Origin of the sequence: Gordonia sp. VNK21 (assembly GCF_046098115.1) — a bacterium.
In the GTDB taxonomy this organism is placed as follows: Bacteria; Actinomycetota; Actinomycetes; order Mycobacteriales; family Mycobacteriaceae; genus Gordonia.
Genome location: NZ_JBJURU010000003.1, coordinates 77,854 through 99,964, shown reverse-complemented (window position 1 = coordinate 99,964; position 22,111 = coordinate 77,854). Strand labels below are relative to the sequence as shown.

Genomic DNA, 22,111 nt, shown 5'->3' with positions numbered 1-22,111 from the left:
CATGGTCGCCAGAAAGTGCGGCTTGTCGACCACCACCAGGTCGGTGTCGCGGTAGAGGATGGGCAGACCGAACGGGACCGGCGGCTCCGGCTCGAGTTCCCGGTACAGGTACACCGGCACCGGCCGGCGCACCGGCGCGTCCAGCTCCACCGGCCGGCCGTCCGCGTCGACCACTGCGCCGCCGGCTGCCTGCCGCCGCACCTCGGCCGGGTCGACGCCGGCCATGACCGGTGCCGCGAGCAGCGCCTGCAGCACCGTCGGCAGCTCGGGCGACGGCCAGAGATCCGGGCGCAACACCACCCTGGTGGCGTCCACCCCGTCCCGCGCCGGCAACGGTTTGGTCCGGCGACGACCGCGGCGGCTCAGCGGATCAGGCTTCCAGACGGGTCTTCAGGTTGCCCAGCAGTACCGCCTGGATGCGGGCCAGGCCCTTGGGCGCGAAGGTCTTCTCGAAGAAGCCGCCGATCCCGCCGGCGCCCTTCCAGCTGGTGACCGTCTGCACCCGCGAGCCGGTGCCCGCAGCGGTCACGGTGTAGGTGGTGACCATCGACGAATTGCGGTCCGTCTCGGTGATGGTGCCGCCGGCGACGGTCACATCGGCGAGCACGTCACGCTGGCGCTTCTCGGTGGCCTGCAGGATCCAGTGCACCACCGTGCCGGCACCGGTGCCGCCGTCGTCGATCCGGTAGTCCCGGTAGTTCTCCGGCAGGATCGCCGGACGCACGTTCTGGTAGTCGCTCAATGCGGCGAGCACCGCATCCGGAGCAGCGGCGATGTCGATGGACGAAGTGGCGGAAACCTGACCCACGGCGGATGACTCCCTCATACGGCGAGCGCTCGTCGGCACCGAACCCTCGCATGGCTTCTTTACGCGCCCGATACCGGCCGCCCCTCCACGGTACTGGGCAGCGCGCTACGGTGAGAACGTGGCTTCTGAACCCCTCGAGTATGGCGACGCGGCGTTCTCTCAGGGGGTGACCCGACTACTGGAGAGTTACCGGGCCATTCCCGACGGCGCGACCGTCCGGCTGGCCAAGAAGACCTCCAACCTCTTCCGGAAGCGGCCGGGCACCTCGGCGCCGGGTCTGGACGTGTCCGGACTGGACCGGGTGATCTCGGTGGATCCGGTCACCCGTACCGCACAGGTCGCCGGCATGTGCACCTACGAGGACCTGGTCGACGCCACGCTCCGCTACGGGCTGGTTCCACTGGTGGTGCCGCAGCTCAAGACGATCACCCTCGGCGGTGCTGTGACCGGGCTGGGCATCGAATCCACCTCCTTCCGCAACGGACTCCCCCACGAGTCCGTCCGTGAGATCGAAATCCTCACCGGGGCAGGCGATCTAGTGATCGCACGTCCCGACAACGAGCATCGGGATCTGTTCTTCGGGTTCCCCAACTCCTACGGGACGCTCGGCTATTCGGTACGGCTGCAGATCGATCTGGAACCGGTGCCGCCGTACGTGGAGCTGCGCCATGTGCGCTTCACCTCGGTGGCAGGCCTGCAGGCGGCGCTGATCGACATCGTGGCGGCCCGCAGCTACCGGGACGAACGCGTCGACTATCTCGACGGCGTGGTCTTCTCCGGCGACGAATGCTATCTGGTGCTCGGCCGGCAGACCGACGAACCCGGGCCGGTGAGCGACTACACCGGTATGGAGATCTTCTACCGGTCCATCCAGCACGGCGATGTGACCGAACCCACCCGGGACCGGCTCACCGTCCGCGACTATCTGTGGCGCTGGGACACCGACTGGTTCTGGTGCTCGCGGGCCTTCGGCGCACAGAATCCGCGGATCCGGCGGTTCTGGCCGCGCCGTTATCTGCGGTCGAGCTTCTACTGGAAGCTGATCGGGCTGGACCAGCGCTGGGACATCGGCGACCGGCTCAACAAGCGCAAGGGTCTGCCGCCCGGCGAGCGCGTGGTGCAGGACATCGAGGTGCCGGTGGAACGGACCACCGAATTCGTCGAGTGGTTCCTCGACGAGATCCCCATCGAGCCGATCTGGCTGTGTCCCTTGCGACTCGCCGACCCCTCCCCCGCAGGTCCGGATTCGCCGCAGCCGTGGCCACTGTATCCGCTCAAGCCCCACAAGACGTACGTCAACGTCGGCTTCTGGTCGGCCGTGCCGGCCACTCCCGGTCAGCCGGGTGCCGCCAATCGCCGGATCGAGCGCAAGGTCAGCGAGCTCGACGGCCACAAGTCTCTGTACTCCGAGTCGTTCTACCCGGAGGACGAGTTCGACGAGCTGTACGGCTCGGTCGCCTACCGCGAGCTCAAGCGGATCTACGATCCGCGCGGCCGGCTGCTGAGCCTCTATGAGAAAGCGGTGAAGAACGCATGAATCTGGCGGAGATCTTCCAGACGTTGATCGGCCGTGATCTGAAGATCCGGTTCACGGCGTACGACGGAAGCAGCGCCGGCCCGCAGGATGCGAAGTACGGACTGGATCTGCGCGACCCCCGCGGCACCACCTACCTGGTGACTGCGCCCGGCGATCTGGGACTGGCCCGCGCGTATGTCTCCGGCGACCTGGAACTGGTGGGCGCCCATCCGGGCGATCCGTATGAGGCGCTGCACGCCCTCGCCGACGACCTGCAGTTCTCCAAGCCGGGCCCGCTGGCGATGGCCCATGTCGCCAAGGCCATCGGCATCGAGCACTTCAAGCCGATCGCCCCGCCGCCGCAGGAGTCGCTGCCGCGCTGGCGCCGCTTCGCGGAGGGACTGCGGCACAGCAAGACTCGCGATGCCGAGGTGATCCACTACCACTACGACGTCTCCAACCGGTTCTACGAGCTGGTGCTGGGACCGTCGATGACCTACACCTGCGCGGTGTATCCGGACCGGGATGCCTCCCTGGAGACGGCGCAGGAGAACAAGTACCGGCTGATTTTCGAGAAGCTGGCCCTCAAACCCGGTGACCGGCTGCTCGACATCGGTTGCGGCTGGGGCGGCATGGTCCGCTACGCGGCCAGTCGCGGAGTGCACGCGCTCGGCGTCACCCTGTCTCAGGAGCAGGCCGAGTGGGGACAGCAGGCCATCCTCGACGACGGGCTGAGCGAGTTCGCCGAGATCCGGCACAGCGACTACCGGGACGTCCCCGAGACCGACTTCGACGCGGTCAGCTCGATCGGCCTCACCGAGCACATCGGCCTCGCCAATTATCCGGCGTACTTCAGTTTCATCCGGGACCGGCTGCGGCCGGGCGGACTGATGCTCAACCATTGCATCACGCGGCCGGACAACAGGACTCGCAGCAAGGCCGGCGCCTTCATCGACCGTTATGTCTTTCCCGACGGGGAGCTCACCGGCTCGGGCACCATCATCTCCAAGCTGCAGGACGTCGGCGGCATGGAAGTGCTGCACGAGGAGAACTTCCGCGAGCACTATGCAATGACCTTGCGCGACTGGAACGCCTACCTGGTGGAGAACTGGGATGCGGCAGTCGCCGAGGTGGGTGAGGGCACCGCCAAGCTGTGGGGCCTGTACATGGCCGGCTGCCGGATCGGCTTCGAGAACGACATCGTTCAGCTGCACCACGTGCTGGCCGTCAAACTCGACAAGGACAGGGCCCCGAACTCTCCGCTGCGCCCGTGGTGGCAGCCGTAGCCGGTATCGCCTGAACCGCAGACGGCGCCCGCAGCCTCACCGGCTGCGGGCGCCGCTGTCGGTGCAGGACGCTGTCGGTGCAGGACGCTGTCGGTGCAGGACGCCGCAAACGGCGGTCAGTCGACGGGACGGGCGCCGAGTTCGGATTTGAGGAGCTCGAGCGCCACCTGGTCGGGGTCGAGCCGCGCATCCGGAGCGCCGGTGTGCGCCTCGGCGACCATCTCATCGCGTTCGGCGTCACTGAGTTCCTCGTCCGGCCGGGGTTCCGGCGGCGGTGCCGAGACCGGTTCCGGCTCGGGTTCGGGGTCCGCCGGCGCCTGATCACCACCCACGGCGGGTCCGCTCCGGCTCGGCCGGCTGAACGTCTGTTTCTTCGGCTGCGCCTGTGCCACACGGGGATTCGCCGCGGCCGGGGCCGGGCCGTCGCCCTGGATCACCCGCACCTGCCACTGCGGTCCGAAGACCTGAGCGGAGGCCGCGTTCAGGATGCGGCTTCCGCGCTCGTCGGAGAGCCGGCCCACCAGCGCCTGGTGCGGATGCCCGAGCACGATGGTGTTCCCGTCGACGGCCTGCACGGTGACCGCCGAAAGCATGGCCTCGAGCACCTTCCCCGAGCCGGACGGCTCGCTGCGCACGGCGCTGCGGAAGTCGCCGAGCTGCGCGGTGACCTGCGCCGGATCCAGCCCGGCGGGTTCGGGTTCGGGCCCCGGCTCGGGTTCGGGGGCCGGGCGGGACGCGGCCGGACGCCGGACGTCCTCGGGCATCGGCTCGTAGGCGGGCTCCTCCGGCGGCGGAACGTCGTCGTAGGGATCGGCATACACCGGTTCGGCAGCCGCAACGTCAGGTGTCGCGGATTCGGCAGCAGCCGGTTCGGCGGGCCGAGCGTCCGGTGCGGGCGCCGCCGGCCGGGCGTCCGGTGCGGGCGCCGCCGGCCGGGCGTCCGGTGCGGGCGCCGCGGGCCGGGCGTCCGGCGACGGGGCCGGTGACGCCTCCGGCGCAGGCGCTGCCACGGGTTCCGGGTCCACCACGTTCTCTGAGACCTGAGCAGGCGCCGGCTCGGGCACCGGCTGCGGCTCCGGGACCGGACTCGGCTCCGGCTCCGGACTGGGCGCGGGCTCCTGGCTGTGTGCCGGTTCAGGGGACGGTGCGGGTTCAGGGGACGGTGCGGGTTCCGGAACCGAGTCGGGTTGCGGCTCCGGGGCGGCTTCCGGCACCGCGTCGACCGCAGTCGTCCGTTCCGGTTCCGGCTCAGGCGAAGTCTCCTCCGCGACAACCGCTTCCGCTCGGTCAGGCGCCACCGACTGCGGGGCCTCCATCGCCGGGGCCTCCATCGCCGGGGCCTGGGCCGCCTCCGCGGCAGGACCCGGTTCCGGCGCCGCCGGGGTCTGCTGCTGCGCCTGCTCGTACTGCGCGCGCTGGGACGGCCGAACGAAGCGCGGCGGGGGCTCGTCGGCCGCCGGGGCGGCCGGAGCCGGGGCCGCACCGCTGCTCTGGGCACCGGAGTTCTGGGCACCGGAGTTTTGGGCGCCGGGGGAAGGGGACGGCGCGGGCCCGGTTCCGGCGGGCCGGCGTTCGAGTTCTTCGATGCGCGCGAGCAGGGCGGCGTCGTCGGCGGCCGCGGCGGGCAACAGCATCCGCGAGCACATCACCTCGAGCAACAGCCGCGGCGAGGTGGTGCCCCGCATCTCGCCGAGCGAGCTGTGGGCGATCTCCGCGTACCGGGTGAGGGTGGCCGGCCCGAGATAGTCGACCACCGCCCGCATCCGGGTGACCTGGTCTTCCGGGGCTTCGACCAGCCCGCGTTCGGCCGCGTCGGGCACGGCCTGCAGCAGCAGCAGGTCCCGGAACCGATCGAGCAGGTCGATGGCGAAGCGTCGCGGGTCGTGTCCGGCGTCGGCGACCCGTTCGACCACCTCGAACAGCGCCCGCCCGTCGTGGGCGGCGAGCGCGTCCACGGCGCCGTCGATCAGTGAGGTGTCGGTGACCCCGAGCAGGGCCAGCGCGCGGTCGTAGGTGACGCCTTCGTCGCCGGCGCCGGCGAGCAACTGGTCGAGGATGGAGAGCGAGTCGCGCGGAGAGCCGCCGCCGGCCCGGATGACCAGCGGATACACCTCGGGTGCCACCACCACGCCCTCGCGGGCGCAGATGCTCTCCAGCAGGCCCCGCATGACGGGCGGTGCGAGCAACCGGAACGGGTAGTGGTGGGTGCGCGAGCGGATGGTGGGCAGCACCTTCTCCGGCTCGGTGGTCGCGAAGATGAAGATCAGGTGCTCGGGCGGCTCCTCGACGATCTTGAGCAGCGCGTTGAAGCCGGCCGACGAGACCATGTGGGCCTCGTCGATGATGAACACCCGGTAGCGGGATTCGGCCGGCGCGTAGAACGCGCGGTCGCGCAGGTCGCGGGTGTCGTCGACGCCGCCGTGACTGGCCGCGTCCATCTCCACCACGTCGAGGTTGCCGGGTCCGCCGGGGGCGAGGGAGACGCACGAGGCGCACACCCCGCACGGGGTGGAGGTGGGGCCCTGTTCGCAGTTGAGCGAGCGGGCCAGGATGCGGGCCGAGGACGTCTTGCCGCAGCCGCGGGGTCCGGAGAACAGGTAGGCGTGGTTGATGCGTCCGGTGTCCAGTGCCCGGCTCAGCGGCGCGGTGACGTGCTCCTGCCCGACGACCTCGGCGAATGTTGCCGGACGGTAGGTGCGATAGAGAGCCACGGCTGCAAGACTACCGGCGGGGTGCGACCGCGGTCGTCGTCGGCGTCGATCGGCGGTCGGCGATCAGGTAGGTGACGATCACGGCGACCGAGACGATCAGCAGGATCATGTTGTACGGCTGCACGACGAACCACCGGTACCAGTGGCCGACCCCCTTGAAGAACAGTCCGGTGAGGTAGGCGTCGTCGACGGCCCGGTTGACGTACCAGATGGGGTGGCCCAGATAGTGCCGCCAGGCCACCGAGAGGGCGAATCCTCCGGCCGTGGCCAGGGCCACCGCGATCCGGCCGGCCGTCGACGGCAGAGACAGGACCAGGTGGATGGCCACCACCAGCAGCGGCACCAGCCACACCCAGTGGTGTCCCCAGGCCACCGGCGAGACCGCGCAGGAGGTCATGCCCACCAGACTCAGGGCGAGCAGTTCCTGCTCGTGCCGGTGGGCGAGGACGGCGGCGCCGAGGCCGAGGGCCAGGGCCGCCAGGCACAGCACCGCCCACCAGAGGGTACTCGGGTCGTCGGTGTGCCCGAGGTTGGCCAGGGCGCCGCGGATGGACTGGTTGCCGGCGGTCTGCGGGGAGGCGACCCGGTCGGAGTCGAAGAGGGTCTCGGTCCAGTAGTCGCGGGAGGCCGACGGCATGAGGATCGCGCCGATGCCGATGGTGACCAGGAAGGTGACCCCCATGGTGATCGCCGCCCGCCACTGCCGGATGGCGACCAGGTAGACGCCGAAGAGCAGCGGGGTGAGTTTGATCCCGGCGGCCAGACCGGCACCGGCGCCACGCAGCCGGGAGTCGTCGCCGCGCAGCAGGTCGGCCAGGACCAGCCACATCAGGAAGACGTTGATCTGGCCGAACCAGATGGTGGTGCGGACCGGTTCGAGCAGGATGGAGACGGCCACCAGACACACGGCGATACCGCGCAGGATCCAGGTGGTCTCGTGACCCAGGCTGCGCAGGCCCAAGATGATGACGCTGTAGAGGGCGACGAAGATCGCCACGCTCCACACCACGTGCGCCACCCCGGCGCCCATCCAGGCGAACGGAGTGAACACGACGATGGAGATCGGCGCATAGGTGTAGTCCATCTGGCCGAGCAGTTTGGTGCGGTAGAGGTCGCCGCCGTCGAGGACGGTCTGCGCGCCGGCCCGGTAGACGTCCAGATCGAGCTGATAGTCGAACAGACCCCAGAAGGGTGTGCTGAACGGGATGATCGCGTTCTGCGCCCACAGCGCGAGGGCCGCGAGCACGGTGAAACCGATGAGCGCCGGGACGGACCGCTCCAGCCTGGTGGCCACCGTCGACCGCCGTTACTGCCGGTCGAGCAGTACCTCGGAGGCGGCCAGCAGTGCGCAGGTGGCGACACCGTCCATGGCCACGGTCAGCTCGTCGATCGGCGGGAAGGTGGGGGCGAGCCGGATGTTGCGGTCGTCGGGGTCGTCGTGCAGCGGGAAGGTGGCGCCGGCGCCGGTGAGGGCGATACCGGCGTCCTTGGCCAGCGCGACGGTGCGCGCGGCGGCGCCGTCGATCACGTCCAGGCTGATGAAGTAGCCGCCCTCGGGACGGGTCCAGCTGGCGATCTTGGCGTCGCTGAGCCGGTCGTCGAGGATGTCGAGCACCCGCGCGAACTTGGGGGCGACGAGGGCGCGGTGGCGGTCCATGAGTGCGCGCACGCCGTCGGCGTCACGCAGGAACATCAGGTGCCGCAGCTGGTTCAGCTTGTCGGGGCCGATGGTGGCGATGGACGCGTGCGAGGTGTACCAGTCCAGGTTGGCCTGCGACGAGCCGAAGAAGGAGACTCCGGCGCCGGCGAAGGTGATCTTGCTGGTGGAGCCGAAGACGTAGACCCGGTTGGGATGGCCGGCGTCGGCGGCGAGGTCGAGGATCGGCAGCGGCTGCGGCGCCTGGTCGACGAGGGTGTGCACCGCGTAGGCGTTGTCCCAGTAGATGCGGAAGTCGTCGGCGGCCGGCATGGCGACGAGGCGGCGCGCGACGTCTTCGGTGACGGTGTAGCCGGTGGGGTTGGAGTAGGTGGGGACGAGCCACATGCCCTTGATGGACGGGTCGGCGGCGGTCAGCTGCGCGCACGCCTCCACGTCGGGGCCGTTCGGGTTCATCGGGACGGGGATCATCTCGATGCCGTACTGCTCGGTGATGGCGAAGTGCCGGTCGTAGCCGGGGACCGGACAGAGGAACTTGATCGGGCCGGCCGACCACGGCTGCGCCGAGTCGACGGTGCCGCGCAGCAGGGAGAAGACGGTGATGTCGTGCATGATCTGCAGGCTGGCGTTGCCTTCGGCGACGAGGCGGTCGCCGCCGACGCCGAGCAGTTCACCGAAGATCTCGCGCAGGCCGGGCAGGCCCGTCATGCCGCCGTAGTTGCGGCAGTCGGTGCCGTCGGGGCTGGTGTACGCGTCGCCGGGCAGAGACAGCAACGGGAGGGAGAGTTCGAGCTGGTCGGGCGCCGGCTTGCCGCGGGTGAGGTCGAGCTTCAAGCCGGCCGCGCGCAGGGTGTCGTAACGCTTTCGCAGGTCGTCTCGGGTGTCGCGGAGCTGGTCGGCACTCATCGAGTGAAAGTTCAACGTGGAACCTCTCATGGACCCGCGTAAGTCCTCGTCTTACATAAGAAGTATGAGGACCCCGCGCACCCGAGAGAGCCCGTTGACCCTTGCTGCCTTCCGGCCCTGGGGGAGTTCACAGGATGCACGCCGCGCGGGATCCGGAATCTAGTGTAGCGGGTCGTTTTGGGTTCGCCGTAGCCGACCCGTTACGATCTATACCGCCTGGAGGATTCGCCTAGTGGCCTATGGCGCTCGCCTGGAACGCGGGTTGGGTTAACGCCCTCAGGGGTTCGAATCCCCTATCCTCCGCCATGTGAAGTGCCCCCCGTCTAAGGAACGAAGACGGGGGGCACTTCACATATCTGCAGGCACAGCGATTCGAGGAGGCCTGCGAGGTACGAGCGGGCCGGAGTCCCCTATCCTCCACTGCCTTCCACTCCCCCTTCCCGCGACACTCAAACGCTCGCGCTCCCGATCGACGGGGAGCGCGAAGATCTGAGAGTCGCGTGACCTGGTCGACGCGCGCCTCGCCGTCCGCCCCTTTCAGCACCCCTGTCACCGCTCGCGCCCCATCCCAGTTCACACCCGTTGCCATTTCCAGCCTTACGCCATACACTTACGCCATACGCATATGTCATAAGTCTGCTGCGAGGAGCCGTATCGTGCCCGAATCCGTCCACACGCCATACGCCGGGAGGTGGCTGACGCCCACCACACCGCGCCTCGAGCCACTGGCGCCCGCGGAGCTGAGCCGCCGGGATCGGCTGGTCCTGGCGGTCATCCGCAAGCGGACCAGGTCCGGGTTCGACTTCACCGTCTTCCGGACCCTGGCCAGGCTGCGCGGGGTATTCGGAGTGCACGCCGCCCTAGTGGGTCAGCTACTGCGTCCCGGCCACCTGAACGCCGACGAGAAGGAACTCGTGATCCTGCGGAGCGCCTGGCGGCTCGGCTGCATCTACGAGTGGGCCCACCATTCGCATATAGCCGACGAGCTCGGCGTCGAACCGGACCGGCGCGCAGCCGTCACCTCGGACCCGGTGAGGGGTCTGGATCCGAGACTGACCGCGATGCTGCAGGCCGCCGACGTGCTGATCGCCGAACGCCGGCTCGACGACGACGCCTGGACCGCGGCGAGTCGGGTGCTGACCGGCGACGAGATCCTGGAGCTGTGCTTTCTGGTCGGGCACTACGCGATGGTCGCCATGACCATCAACAGCGTCGGCGTCCAGCTCGAGGAACCGTTCCTGCCGTACGCCACCCCGTACCCCGGCCCGGGTACGGCCGAGAGCGATGCGGGATCCGAGGTGACCCGATGAGGCGGGCCACTAACCGGTTCGACGCAACCGGCACCTACCGGATGATGGCGCGGATGCGCCTGGTCGAAGATGCGATCGTGCGCGCCTGGGACGAGGGACTGGTACCGGGCGAGTACCACTCGGGAATCGGAGAGGAAGGCATCAACGCCGGCGTCCTCACCCACCTGGGCGCCGACGACTCGGTGTCGCTGGACCACCGCAACACCGCCGGCTTCATCGGGCGCGGCACCGACCCGGCCGACCTGATGCTGGAGGTCTTCGGATCCGATCAGGGCATGAACGCCGGGATGGCCGGTCACATGCATCTCCTCGACCCGGATGTGCGTGCGGCGTGCGACGGGATGGTCGGCGCCTCCGGGCCGCTCGCCGTGGGCAACGCCGTCGCCCATCTGCGGCAGCGTCCGGGCGCCGTGGCGGTGGCCTTTCACGGTGAAGCCGCCATGAACCAGGGCATGCTGATGGAGTCCTACAACATGGCCGTCGCCTGGAACCTGCCGGTGCTGTTCGTGTGCAAGGACAACAAGTGGTCCATCACCACCTACTCGGCCGATGTGACCGGCGGCGACGTGGTGGAGCGCGCAGCCTCATTCGGTCTGGCCACGGCACGCGTCAAGGGCCATCGGGTCCAGGACGTGCATCGGGCGGCCGGACGATTGATCGATCGCGCCCGGCGCGGCGGCGGCCCCGGATTCCTCTATGCGACGTGCTTCCGGCCCGGCGGCCACTTCGAAGGCGACCCGATCGTCCGGTTGATCGACGACCCGGCCGGTCAGGCCGCGGCCCTAGGCCCCGGGATCCGCAGCGGTGCCACCGCTGCCGGCGGTAGCCGCGGCGATCGTCTCGGCGCACTGAAAGACCTCACCACCGTCGCGGTCCGCGCCAAACGCGACTGGTCCCTCCAGCGACGCAAGGATCCTGTGCGCCGGGCCCGGACGCTCCTGCCGCCGGAGGTGGCCGACCGGATCGACGCCGAACAGGCCACCGTCGTCCGCGAGGCGGACCGGCGCGCTCGCGCCGCGGTCGCCGGACGCCCGACCTTCGGACTGTCGGGAGCCACCGCATGAGCGCCCCGGAGAGCATGCCGACCGTCCCCCCGGCCACCCGGATGATGGGCTACGACGAAGCCGTCGATCACGCCCTGGCCCAGGCGATGACCTCCGACGACCGCGTCGTCACCTGGGGTGAGGATGTGAAGCTGCTGCGCCGCAACCTGCTCGCACAGTTCGGTCCCAAGCGGGTGCTGGACACCCCGATCAGCGAGTCCGCCTTCATGTACGCCGGCATCGGCGCCGCAATGGCCGGCCTCAAACCGGTTGTCGAGCTGTACATGATCGACTTCGCCGCCGTCGGCTGGGCCGCGATCGTCAACGGCGCCAGCAAGTTTCCGGATTTCTCGGGAGGCCGCGTCACGGTTCCTCTGGTGATCCGCGCGGGCTACGGCGGCTGGTACACCGACGGGGGCCAGCACGAGCAGGCGTTCTGGGGCGCGGCCGGGTCGTATCCGTCCACCAATGTCGTCGTACCCGCCACCCCCGCCGATGCGGCCGGCCTGATGACCGAGGCGCTGCGCCGCGACGAGTTCACCGTCTTCCTCACCCCGAAACTGCTCGACGCCCAGATGCTGGACTACCTCGGCGGCGACAGTCGTCCCACAGTCGACTTCAGCGCGCTCCAGCCCACGGGCGGCGCCACCGGCGAGGTGCCGCTGACGATCGAGCCGATCCCGTTCGGCCGGGCCACCGTGCGACGTGACGGCCCGGACGTGGTCCTCATCAGTGTCGGGGTCGGCGTCCACCGCTGTCTGGAGGCCGCCGAGGCACTCGCCGGCCTCGGCATCGGCGCCACGGTGCTGGATCTGCGCACCGTCGCCCCGCTCGACACCGACGCGATCGTGCAGCACGCCGCGCGAACGGGCCGGATCGTCGTCGTCGACGAGGACTACCGGCGGGCGGGGCTCACCGGCGAGATCGCCGCGCTGCTACTGGAGAGCGGCATCCCGGCGGAGTACCGCAGGGTGGCCGTCGAGGAGACCATTCCGTTCGCACCGCACCTGGAGTACGAGACACTTCCCAACGTCGAACGGATCATCGCCACCGTCGAAGAGATGACCGGTGACGGCAGGACAGAGAGGGACTGACTCCATGCCCCCACGTAAGAGCAAGCGCGGACCGCTGAGCCGGGACGAGATCATCGACGCCGGTCTGGACCTGGCCGACGAGATCGGTCTGGAGGCGCTGTCGCTGCACAAGCTCGGCGCCCGGCTCGGGGTCAGCACGATGTCGCTGTACCGCTACATCGACGACAAAGACGATCTGCTCGACGCCATGGGCGACCGGCTGTTGACGGCCATTCCGCTGGGCGATCCCACTGCGGAGCCCTGGGAATCGGTCCTGCGCAGAGTCGCTCGTGACTTCCGGACCGCGGCGATCGGCCATCCACGAGCCGCGCCGCTGCTGCTCACCCGCAGGCTCAACGCCCCGACCCTGCTACCGATCGTCGAGATCGCCCTGGCAGCACTCGAGGAACTGGGATTCGACCAAGACGAGCGGGTGCACGTTCTGCGCACCTTCATCGCCTACCTCGTCGGCACCCTGATGCGCGAGACGGGGACGGCCCCGAGTCTCGCCGCCGACAACAGCTCCCTCATCGCCAGCAGCGAACAGGCACTGCGTGAGGCCGGGCTTCCCCATGTGGCGGCCAATGCGCCGCAGCTGGCGCTGTGCGACCACGAGGCCGAACTGGAATACGGCCTCGACCTGCTGATCGCCGCCATCCACCACAAACTACAGACGAAAGCAGCCATGTCATGAGCACCATCACCGTTCTGGAAACCGGCACCGTGGCGATCCGCCCCAGCCACCGCACTCAGTCGGCCCGGCGCCCCGTCCTGTTGCGGCGGGCCCGGGTTCTCACCGACCGCCGCTGGACCCGACCACTGCCGATCAACACCTACCTCATCGAGCACGCCGACGGACCGGTCCTCTTCGACACCGGCGAATCGCCGCTCGCCAGTCACGGCCGGCACGGCTACTTCCCGTGGTGGCAGCCGTTCTTCCACGTCGCCGTCGACATCAAGGTCGAGCCCGACGAGTCCGTGGGTGCCCGGCTCAGGCAGCACGGCCTCACGCCAGGGGATCTGCAGGCCGTGGTCGTGAGTCATCTGCACCATGATCACGGAGACGGCCTTCCCGACCTGGTCGGCGCCCCGGTCTATGTCAGCGCCGAACACTGGAACACTTTCAAGCACCCGTTCCACGCCACCGCCGAGGGCATGGTGCCGCAGCATTGGCCGGACGGTTTCGCTCCCCGGCTGCTCGACCCGTCGGGACCGGCCGCCGGGCCGTTCGAGCGGACCTATCCGATCACTGCCGACGGCACGATCTACGCGATCGACACCCCCGGCCACATGCCCGGACACGTTTCCCTGGTCGCCGAGGTGGACGGGATCTCCTACATGTTCCTCGGGGATGCGACCTACGATCAGAATCTGCTCGACGCCGAGCAGACCGACGGCGTGAACACCGAGCCTGCACAGGCGATCGAGACTCTGCGCAAGATCAAGGAGTTCGCCCGTGAACGCCCCACCGTGCTGCTGCCGGCCCACGACCCCGATGCGGCGCGCCGGCTTGCCGAGTCGGAGGTCTACCGGCCCAGCCCCTTGCGGTGATCCAGCCCCTTGCGGTGATCCGGCGATCCCGTCATGGCCCGGCGGCGCGCAGACGCGCTGAACAGACCTGCGCCCACCGCGGCCAGGCCGATCACGGCGCAGCCGACCACCGTGCCCAGGACGGGAGCACGCACATCGGTGAAGACCGCCTCGTCCGGATCCGGATAGCCGGTCACCGGCGGATCGAGGTTCGCCGTCCCGCGGGTCAGGGCACCGATCGCCGCCCACAGGGCCACCAGCAGCAGCGTCGCCGCCACCGCGAACAGAGCGGTGGCGGCCGTCTGCCGGATGCCCGCCGACTCCGCGGCGCGCTGATCCCTCATCAGTTCCACTCCTCCGGATCTGCAGCGTCCCGGTTCTGCCGCGACGGCGGGGCTCGACGGCCCGGCAGGTGGCGAAAACCACACCGCCGACCACCGGAAATACCACTAAGATAGGTACGGCTAACTTACATCCGGGCGCAGGGTCCGAGCAGAACTCCGCCCGATGAGTCGGCCGACTACTCATTGTTTTTGACGTAAGGCCAGGCTTCCCGTGCGACATCTGTGGTTGCGACTCTCCGCGCTTCTCTTCTCCTTCGGTCTCATCACCGCGCTCGCTGCGGCTCCCGCGGCCGCCGCGCCGACATCGCCGTCCCGGCCCGCGGGGTCCACCACCCCCGCGCCGGCGAAGTCGGCGAAGTCGGCTCCGGCGACGAAGACCACCGGCGAGAAGACCCCGGCGCAGAAGACACCGGCACAGAAGACGCCCGCGGAGCAGGCCCCGGCGAAGAAGACCCCAGCCGAGAAGGCTCCCGCCAAGCAGGCCACCGGCGAGCGGCCCGCTGCCGAGAAGCCGGCCGCCGCACCCGCCGAGATCCGCCCGGGCATTCCCGCGCAGCTGACCCTGACCGACGGCACCGTGGTGCCGCTCTCGGCGGCGGCCTCGGACACCGACCTGGTCGCCCAGCTGCAGGGCCTGCGCGAGCGGCTCACCGAGGAGGGCATGGCACTGCTCGGCCGGCTGATGGCGCTGATTCCGGGCGGCAACGGGCCGAGCACCGGCCGTCCCGTGCTGACCGTGACACCGAACACCGGGATCCGCCCGGGGTCCACCGTGTCGATCTCCGGTAAGGGCTACCGGGCCGGCGAGGACATCTACGTCACGCAGACGATCGCGAAGCCGTCCTCCGGCTACCCGACCACCTACGCCGACGCCCAGAAGGTGACCGCCGACGGCAAGGGCGCCTTCACCACCACCCTGAAGATCACCGCGAAGTTCTCCTCCGTGGACTGCACCCGCACCGAGTGCTTCGTCGCCTCGTTCACCGCCTTCCCCAAGCTGACCGACCGCAGTCAGGACGTCTGGGTGCCGATCGCGTTGTCGGGCAGCGGCTCCGGCGACTCCGCCGGCTCCGGCGAGGAATCGCCGCGCTCGGGTGAGACCGGCTCCGGCGGCGGCGCCGCCGGCAACAGCGCCGGACCGCGGGTGAGCGTCGACCGGGCCAGCGGCCTGAACCCGGCCGGCGACACCGTCACCGTGCACGGCTCCGGCTTCTCCACCTCCGGCCCCGGCGTCTACGTCGGCATCGCGCAGACCGACCAGTTCTCGACGACCGATCAGTCGTCGTTCGGCAGCGGCACGGTGTGGGTCTCGAACAGCAAGGGCAATCTGCGCCAGGACGGCTCGTTCGACGTGCAACTGCCGGTGAAGGCGAAGTTCGGCGACGCCGACTGCACCGCGCACACCTGCGCCGTCTACACCTTCGCCGCCCACGGCAGCTCGGACCGGAGCCAGGACACCGCCACTCCGGTCGCCTTCACCGGCGGTCCCGCCGCCGACGGACCGGTGGAGGTGCCGGCGGACGGCGGCCGCTCCCGCAACCGGGACAAGCCGCAGAACGACGGACCCACGACCGCCGCGGTGTCGCTGTCGACCACCACGGTCTCGGCCACCGGCAGCACCCCGATCACGGTCACCGGCACCGGGTTCTCCACTGACGGGCCCGGCGTCTACGTCGGCGTCGCCGAGACCGGCCGCTTCTCCACCACCGATTCGAGCGTCTTCGGCGCGGTCGCCTGGGTGATGCCCACCGACATCTCGGCCGACGGCTCGTTCAGCAAGACCATCGAGGTCTCCCCGGTCTTCGGCGCCGGCAACTGCATCGAGAACCCGTGCGCGGTCTACACTTTCGCGGCTCACGGCTCGAGTGATCGCAGCCAGGACACCTCCACGCCGATCACGGTGAGCGGCACCGACGCCGAGAAGAAGGCCGCTGCGAAGAAGGCCGCCGACGAGAAGAAGGCCGCCGACAAGAAGGCCGCGGAGAAGAAGGCGGGCGAGAAGAAGGCCGGCGCGACGAAGTCCGGCGAGCAGTCCGACGGGGAGCAGGCCGCTGACGGCGAGCAGCATCACGCCGACGGCTCCGACGACTCGACCACCTGGTGGCCGTGGGCCGTCGGCGGCGCCGCCGTGGTGATCGCCGCCGGCGTGGGCGGCTACGCCGTCCGCCGACGCTCCTGACGATCACCGGCGACGAGGGTCCACCTCACCGACTTGGGTCCGCCCCACCGACTATTCGGTAGGGCGGACCCAAGTTCGTAGGGAGGAGTGCCGCTACCCGCGGCGGCGGAGCCGGGCGGCCAGACCCCGGACACCGTGATCGTGGTCGTGATCGTGGTCGTCGAACTCCTTGAGGTCGCGGTCGTGGTTGGCCTTCTTGGCGTAACCGTTCTCGGTGAGACCGCGCCGCCAGTAGCCGATGGCGAGCATGGCCTTGCGGTCCACCCCGCGCGCCCGCAGATCCTTGCGGATGGTGATCACCTGCGAGCCCTCGGCCGAGACCCAGGCGAAGGTGCCCGGTGCGAGCGGGTGCGCGGCCACCGCGTCGGCGAGCAGCGTGGTGGTGCCGCCGGCGGCGCCGTCCCGGGACAGCCAGACGATCTCGACCCCCGCGGGCGCCTGCAGGTCCTGTTGCTCGGCGGGGCCGTCGACCTCGATGTAGGCGGTCCCGACGGCATCGGCGGGCAGGTTCTCCAGGATGTTGCCGACGCCCGGCAGTCCGGTCTCGTCGCCGGCGATCAGGTACCTCTCCCCCGTACCGATCGGCCGGCCCCCGCCGCCGACGGCACCGAGGGTGGATCCGGCGACGGCGGCCGCCGCCCAGCGGCCCGCGATGCCCTCGTCGCCGTGCAGCACGAAGTCGATGTCGAGGGTCTGCTGCTGCGCGTCGTAGCGGCGCACCGTGTAGGTGCGGACCCGCTCGTGCAGATCCGGCCGGGTCCGCACCAGGGTGTCGGCACCGCAGGCCGGATCGTCGAGCTCGGGGACGTCGAAGCTGCCGTCCGCCTTGGGCAGCAGGATCTTGATGTTGGGGAACTGTCCGGTGGCGATGTACTGCGCGACGGGCTCACCGGTGAAGGTGATCCGGCGCATGTGCGGGGTGACGTCCTGCACCTCGGTGGCGGTGAACAGCAGGGCGGGCATAGTCCTTCTTTCCTCGTTCCGGATCGGTCCGGGTGGTTGGGGGCGGGGCTGGAGCGGGGTCAGGCGAATTCGCCGGCGAACTCGTCGATCTCGTCCTGGGTGAGGTCGTCGATCAGCGACTCGGCGGCGGTGGCGCCGCCCAGTCCGGCGAGCATCTCGGGCCGGGTGAGCGTGTGCAGCAACGCGGTCCAGGCGTCGGCCAGGGCCCGGGCCCGCTCGGCGCGGATCACCGTGTTCGCGTACGAGATCTCCGCCTGCACCACCGCTCCCGCCGGGCCCGGGAGGGTGACCGCGTTGATCTCGAGCGGGTGCGAGACCGGCATGCCGGGATCGCGGGTCACCACCAGCGGCCGGTGCGGCCACAGCGCGGAGAACTCTCCGCTGCCCTCGCCGGTGGTGAGCCGACCCAGGTAGTTGAAGAGCACCGGACTGGCCGGCCGCGGCTGCGCCTGCGGCGAGAGCTCGGTGATCAGGCCGTACTCGAGGCCGCCGAACTCCGGGGCGGCGAGACGCTCCTTGACCTGGCCGACGAGTGCGTCCGCGGCGCGGGCGGTCTGGTCCGGATCGCCGGGCAGTTCCATCGGCACCGGCCAGAACGCGGTGAACCAGCCGACGGTGCGCGAGAGGTCCGCGCCGGGCACCAGCTGCTCGTCGCGGCCGTGGCCCTCCAGGTCGACGAACAGGGTCTGCTCGCCGTCCGCCCCGAAGGTCCGGGCCACGGCCAGGCCCAGAGTGGCCAGCAGAATCTCCGTGGGTCCGGTCCGGTAGGCCTCGGGCAGCGCCGACATCACGGCGTCGGCCGGCAGCTCCACGGTCAGCCGGGACACCCGGCCGGCCACGTCCCGGTCGGCGGACAGCTCCGGTCCCAGCGCGAGCTGTCCCGGTCCGCGCCGCGGGTGCGTCCAGAAGCCGGCCCCGCCGAGGACGTCGTCGTCGGCGGCCCGCCGGGCGAGAGCGGTCATCCACTGCCGGAACGAGGTTGCCGGTTCCGGCAGGCGCGGCGCCGCAGCCCGCCGGGCGGCCTCGTACGCGGCCCGCAGGTCCTCGGTGAGGATGCGCCAGGAGACGCCGTCGACCACTAGGTGGTGGACGATCAGCACCGCCGCGTCGACGGTGCCGTCGACGGTGGGCACGGCCCGGGCGAGCAGCACGCCGGTCATCACCCCGGCGCGCGGATCCAGCGCGGCCGCAGCCGATTCCGTCTCCTGGACCAGCCAGTGCTCGGCGGCCTGCGCGTCGAAGCCGGCCGGCGTGGTCAGCTCCACCGGAATCGGCGGTACGACAGGGTCCTCGGGCACGGTCAGACCGTCGTCGGACAGCCGCGCGCCGAGCATCGGGTGGGCGCCGTGCAGCTGCGCCACCGCCTCGGCCAATGCGTCGGCGGTGGTGCCGGACGGCAGCCGGTAGAACCGCACCTGCGCGAAGGGGTCCAGCGATCCGCCGGCCCGCAGCACCCGGCGCATGAGCGGGGTCAGGGGCAGATCGCCGAGTGCCTCCGCCGGATCGGCCAGTCGCCGCGGCGCCTGCGCCTGCGTGCCGGCCGCAGCCAGCGCGGCAGGGGTCCGCAGCTCGAAGACCTGGCGCGGCGAGAGGGACAGACCGGCCTCGCGGGCCTTGGAGGTGAGCTGGATGGAGACGATGCTGTCTCCGCCGAGAGTGAAGAAGTCGTCGTCGGGCGAGACCTCGGGCAGTTCGAGGAGGTCGGCGATCAGCGCGCACAGGGCGGCTTCCGGCGAACCGTCGTCGGCGCGCACTGCCGGGGCCGCCCCGTGCCACGGATCGGGCAGGGCGGCCCGGTCGGTCTTCCCGGCCGGGCTGAGCGGGACGGCGGGCACCGGCACGAACACCGACGGCACCAGGTGTCCGGGGGCGACGGCGGCGAGTTCGGTGCGCAGGCCGGCGAAGTCGTCCCGGTCGGTGCCGGTCAGGTAGGCCACCAGCCGGATCGCGCCGGATCCGGTGCGCCGGACGTCGGCGACCACGGTGTGCACGGGCAGCCCGAGCCGCCGGGCCGCTGCGGTCACCAGCGACTCCACCTCGCCCAGTTCCACCCGGTGGCCGCGGATCTTCACCTGATCGTCGGCCCGGCCGAGATAGTCGAGCTGACCGAAGCTGTTCCAGCGCACCAGGTCTCCGGTCCGGTAGAGCCGGACACCGGGCTGGAACGGGCTGGCGACGAAGCGTGCGGCGGTGAGCGCCGGACGCCGGTGGTAGCCGCGAGCGAGTTGCGCGGTCCCCAGATACAGCTCCCCCACCTCACCGACGGCGACCGGCGCCAGCAGGCTGTCGAGGACGTGGAGATCCGCGCCCAGCGACGGTACGCCGATCGACGGCAGCGGGGTGTCCTCCACGCGCGAGAAGGTGATCTCGACGGTCGATTCGGTGGGGCCGTACAGGTTGTAGACCGTCACCTCGGGCCGATCGCCGAGTTCGCGCCAGAGCGCGGGCGGGAAGGCCTCGCCACCGGTGGAGAGCCACCGGGGTACGAAGCGTCCCGGCGCCGGGGTCACCAGACCGGCGCGCACATACTCGGCCTGCAGGGCGGGCACGGCGTCGATGTAGTCCAGGCGGCGCTCCCTGATGTACTCGACCACCCGCTCGGGGTCGGTCACCTCGGACCGGTCGAGCAGATGAAGCTCGTTGCCCGCACACATCCAGAAGGTGGTGGCCACCGCCGAATCGAAGGACAGGCTGTGCGTGCTGAGCAGCCGCACCGGCTCGGCCGGCATCGTGAAGTGCCGGTGCGAGCCGATCAGCGTGGACAGAGCCCGATGGGAGATCACCACGCCCTTGGGCAGTCCGGTGGAGCCGGAGGTGTAGATGATGTAGGCCGCGGATTCGGGGTGCGGGTAGCCGCTCGTCGGGTCCGCCGCGGCGGGGGCCCCGGTGCCGGACCGGGCCGAGAGATCGAGGATCACGGCATCTCCGGGCAGATGCGCCGCGGCCGGCTCCCGATTCCCCTCGGTGGCCAGCACCACCGTGGCCCCGCTGTCGGTGAGCAGGTGCGCCACCCGTTCGGGCGGATAGCCGGGGTCCACCGGCACGTAGGCACCGCCGGCCCGCCATACCGCGAGGATGCCGGCCAGTGCGGCGGCCCCGGCCTCGGCGACCAGCGCGACCGGCACGTCCGGGCCCACACCTGCGGCGCGCAGCCGCGCGGCGAGCTCGTGCGATCGGGCGGCGAGTTCGGCGAAGGTCCAGGTGGCATCGGGGGCGACCACGGCGGTGCGGTCCGGATGGGCGGCGGCACTACGGTCGAACAGCGCCAGCGCACTGAGCTCGCCGCCCGGATTCGGGCCGCCGCGGCCGAGCCGTTCGGCTTCGGCGCGCTGCGCCGGACTGAGCAGATCCAGCGCGGCCAGCCGAGTCCCGGCCGCCCCGGGCGCGGTGAACACCGTGATCACACGACCGATCTGGTCGGCCAGGCGCTGGAGCTGCTGATCGTCGTAGCGGTCGGCGTCGGCGTCGAGCAGGACTGACAGACGCTGCTGCGGGTCCGGGGCCACGGTGATCGAGAAGTCGTGCACCGGGCCGCGTTCGAGGGAGTGCTGGATCGCGGGACGGCCGGCGAAGCTGAGCGTGGGGGCGAAAGGTTTGACGTTCACCACGGTGCCCACCCGGCGACCGAAACCGGCGGTGAGGGTGGAGTCGGTGGCGTCGGTGCCGACCGGTTCGCCGCGGTAGCGCTGGTGGGCGGACAGCCCGGCGACGGCGGAGGCAGTGGCCGCGACCAGGTCGGCGACGGTGTCGGCCGGGGCCGCGGGCACCCGTGCCGGGGCGAGACTGACCGCGACGGTCGGCACCCGTCCGGCCGGCTGGCCGATCCGGTTCATCAGCAGAAAGCCCAGGTCGGCGTGCGACGACCCGGTGCGGCGGGCCAGATAGGCGGCGACCGCGGCGGTCACCGTCACCGTCCAGTTGCCGCCCTCGGTGGCCGCGGACAGCTGCTCGACGGTCAGCCCGTCGAGAACGGTGCGCACGGTGCGCACCCGCAGCGCCTGCCCGGCGCCGCCGGCAGCGGCCGGCTCGTCGGGGGCGGTCGCCGCGAAATACTCGGCGTCGGCGGCCCGGTCGGGCGATCCGAGGTAGGCCAGGTCCCCGTCGACGACGCCGCGCACCGATCCGAGGGGGAAGCCCTTCACCGCACCGCCGGTCTCGGCCGCCTTGTACCGCGCGGCGCCGCGTTTGAAGACCATCGACAGTCCGAAGGCATCGATGAGCGCATGGTGGGCGGCCAGGATCCAGAAGGTGCGCGGTCCGGCGGTCACGATCCACTGGCGCACACCGGGTTCGACGGTCAGATCATGCGGCTGCCCGGTCCAGACGCGGGCGAGCCGGATCAGTTCCGGCCACGGATCGCCCGGGTCGGCGGTGTGCACGGTGGGCGCCGGCAGATCCATGCCGCCGGGTTGCTGTGCCCAGCCGTCGCCGTCGGCGACGAAGCGGGTGCTGAGCGCATCGGATTCGGTGATCGCTGCGTGTGCGCATTGAGCGAGCAGTGTCGCGTCCACGTCGCCGTCGATCTCCACCGCGTCGCAGACGTTGAAGGTGGGGTTCTCCGGATCCAGCGTCTGAGCCAGCCAGAGCGCCGCCTGGGCGCTGGTCAACGGGATGGAGATACCGTCGCCGGGCATGTCGGTCACTCCTGCAGGTGGTCGGTCAATGCCGGTCCCCAGGAGGCCACGGCCTCCGGGCCCAGCATCTGGGCGTGTGTGCCGGGTGCCCGAACCGGCACGGCGGCAATGGAGGAGGACCCCTGGCCGTAACTGGCTGGTGGACGTCCTC

At 70.6% G+C, this 22,111-nt stretch carries 15 protein-coding genes, 1 tRNA gene, 1 other RNA gene and 1 pseudogene; 9 read left to right on the top strand and 9 right to left on the bottom strand.

The genetic code is table 11. The features are described 5' to 3' along the window. Both ACJMNC_RS05020 and ACJMNC_RS05015 read right to left on the bottom strand, forming a co-directional pair. A pseudogene (locus tag ACJMNC_RS05020) lies at positions 1-315 on the bottom strand (pseudouridine synthase); the annotation flags it as partial. Positions 316-370: 55 nt separating this feature from the next. Continuing rightward, positions 371-808, bottom strand: coding sequence for an SRPBCC family protein (locus ACJMNC_RS05015; protein WP_408946851.1), 438 nt, complete (start codon positions 806-808; stop codon positions 371-373). Positions 809-926: 118 nt separating this feature from the next. On the opposite strand from ACJMNC_RS05015, the gene ACJMNC_RS05010 reads away from it, so the two are divergent. After that, complete coding sequence (locus ACJMNC_RS05010) at positions 927-2,345, top strand: FAD-binding oxidoreductase (RefSeq protein ID WP_408946850.1); 1,419 nt, start codon at positions 927-929, stop codon at positions 2,343-2,345. Next, complete coding sequence (locus ACJMNC_RS05005) at positions 2,342-3,610, top strand: class I SAM-dependent methyltransferase (protein WP_408946849.1); 1,269 nt, start codon at positions 2,342-2,344, stop codon at positions 3,608-3,610. The genes ACJMNC_RS05010 and ACJMNC_RS05005 overlap by 4 nt, the downstream gene beginning before the upstream one ends. Before the next feature lie 116 nt (positions 3,611-3,726). On the opposite strand, the gene ACJMNC_RS05000 is transcribed toward ACJMNC_RS05005, so the two are convergent. From ACJMNC_RS05000 to ffs, 4 genes are all read right to left on the bottom strand, one after another. Then, positions 3,727-6,321 (bottom strand): DNA polymerase III subunit gamma and tau, encoded by a 2,595-nt coding sequence (locus ACJMNC_RS05000; protein ID WP_408946848.1) that lies wholly within the window; start codon positions 6,319-6,321, stop codon positions 3,727-3,729. Between the two features lie 10 nt (positions 6,322-6,331). Further along, complete coding sequence (locus tag ACJMNC_RS04995) at positions 6,332-7,615, bottom strand: glycosyltransferase 87 family protein (protein WP_408946847.1); 1,284 nt, start codon at positions 7,613-7,615, stop codon at positions 6,332-6,334. Between the two features lie 12 nt (positions 7,616-7,627). Continuing rightward, entirely contained in the window at positions 7,628-8,899 is a 1,272-nt protein-coding gene (locus ACJMNC_RS04990) for an aminotransferase class I/II-fold pyridoxal phosphate-dependent enzyme (RefSeq protein ID WP_408946846.1), read from the bottom strand. 47 nt (positions 8,900-8,946) lie between these two features. Further along, an RNA gene (ffs, locus tag ACJMNC_RS04985) (signal recognition particle sRNA small type) lies at positions 8,947-9,041 on the bottom strand. A 61-nt stretch (positions 9,042-9,102) separates the two neighbouring features. Between ffs and ACJMNC_RS04980 the strand changes: the two genes are divergently transcribed. The 6 genes from ACJMNC_RS04980 to ACJMNC_RS04955 all read left to right on the top strand — a co-directional run bounded on the left by ACJMNC_RS04980 (position 9,103) and on the right by ACJMNC_RS04955 (position 13,861). Further along, a tRNA-Ser gene (locus ACJMNC_RS04980) sits at positions 9,103-9,190 on the top strand. A gap of 350 nt (positions 9,191-9,540) precedes the next feature. Further along, positions 9,541-10,194 carry a carboxymuconolactone decarboxylase family protein gene (locus ACJMNC_RS04975; RefSeq protein WP_408946845.1) on the top strand — a complete coding sequence of 218 codons (654 nt, stop codon included), beginning with the start codon at positions 9,541-9,543 and terminating at the stop codon, positions 10,192-10,194. After that, a complete protein-coding gene (locus ACJMNC_RS04970; protein ID WP_408946844.1) occupies positions 10,191-11,258 on the top strand; it encodes a thiamine pyrophosphate-dependent dehydrogenase E1 component subunit alpha in 1,068 nt (355 codons plus the stop codon). Before ACJMNC_RS04975 ends, ACJMNC_RS04970 begins: the two co-directional genes overlap by 4 nt. Continuing rightward, positions 11,255-12,331: an alpha-ketoacid dehydrogenase subunit beta gene (locus tag ACJMNC_RS04965; RefSeq protein ID WP_408946843.1), complete on the top strand. Its 1,077-nt coding sequence runs from the start codon at positions 11,255-11,257 to the stop codon at positions 12,329-12,331. The genes ACJMNC_RS04970 and ACJMNC_RS04965 overlap by 4 nt, the downstream gene beginning before the upstream one ends. 4 nt (positions 12,332-12,335) lie before the next feature. After that, on the top strand, positions 12,336-13,004 hold the full coding sequence (locus tag ACJMNC_RS04960; RefSeq protein ID WP_408946842.1) for a TetR/AcrR family transcriptional regulator C-terminal domain-containing protein: 669 nt from the start codon (positions 12,336-12,338) through the stop codon (positions 13,002-13,004). Continuing rightward, complete coding sequence (locus tag ACJMNC_RS04955; protein ID WP_408946841.1) at positions 13,001-13,861, top strand: N-acyl homoserine lactonase family protein; 861 nt, start codon at positions 13,001-13,003, stop codon at positions 13,859-13,861. The genes ACJMNC_RS04960 and ACJMNC_RS04955 overlap by 4 nt, the downstream gene beginning before the upstream one ends. Here the strand turns inward: ACJMNC_RS04955 and ACJMNC_RS04950 are convergent. Further along, the gene (locus ACJMNC_RS04950) at positions 13,837-14,184 is read right to left on the bottom strand and encodes a hypothetical protein (protein ID WP_408946840.1); all 348 of its coding nucleotides are present in this window, start codon (positions 14,182-14,184) and stop codon (positions 13,837-13,839) included. The two genes, ACJMNC_RS04955 and ACJMNC_RS04950, sit on opposite strands and share 25 nt — an antisense overlap. 211 nt (positions 14,185-14,395) lie before the next feature. Here ACJMNC_RS04950 and ACJMNC_RS04945 point away from each other — a divergent pair, with 211 nt between their 5' ends. Next, positions 14,396-16,363 (top strand): neocarzinostatin apoprotein domain-containing protein, encoded by a 1,968-nt coding sequence (locus ACJMNC_RS04945; RefSeq protein ID WP_408946839.1) that lies wholly within the window; start codon positions 14,396-14,398, stop codon positions 16,361-16,363. A gap of 93 nt (positions 16,364-16,456) precedes the next feature. On the opposite strand, the gene ACJMNC_RS04940 is transcribed toward ACJMNC_RS04945, so the two are convergent. Further along, positions 16,457-17,326: a siderophore-interacting protein gene (locus ACJMNC_RS04940; protein ID WP_408946838.1), complete on the bottom strand. Its 870-nt coding sequence runs from the start codon at positions 17,324-17,326 to the stop codon at positions 16,457-16,459. Positions 17,327-17,385: 59 nt separating this feature from the next. Continuing rightward, positions 17,386-21,960 carry an amino acid adenylation domain-containing protein gene (locus ACJMNC_RS04935; RefSeq protein ID WP_408946837.1) on the bottom strand — a complete coding sequence of 1,525 codons (4,575 nt, stop codon included), beginning with the start codon at positions 21,958-21,960 and terminating at the stop codon, positions 17,386-17,388. Positions 21,961-22,111: the final 151 nt, after the last annotated feature.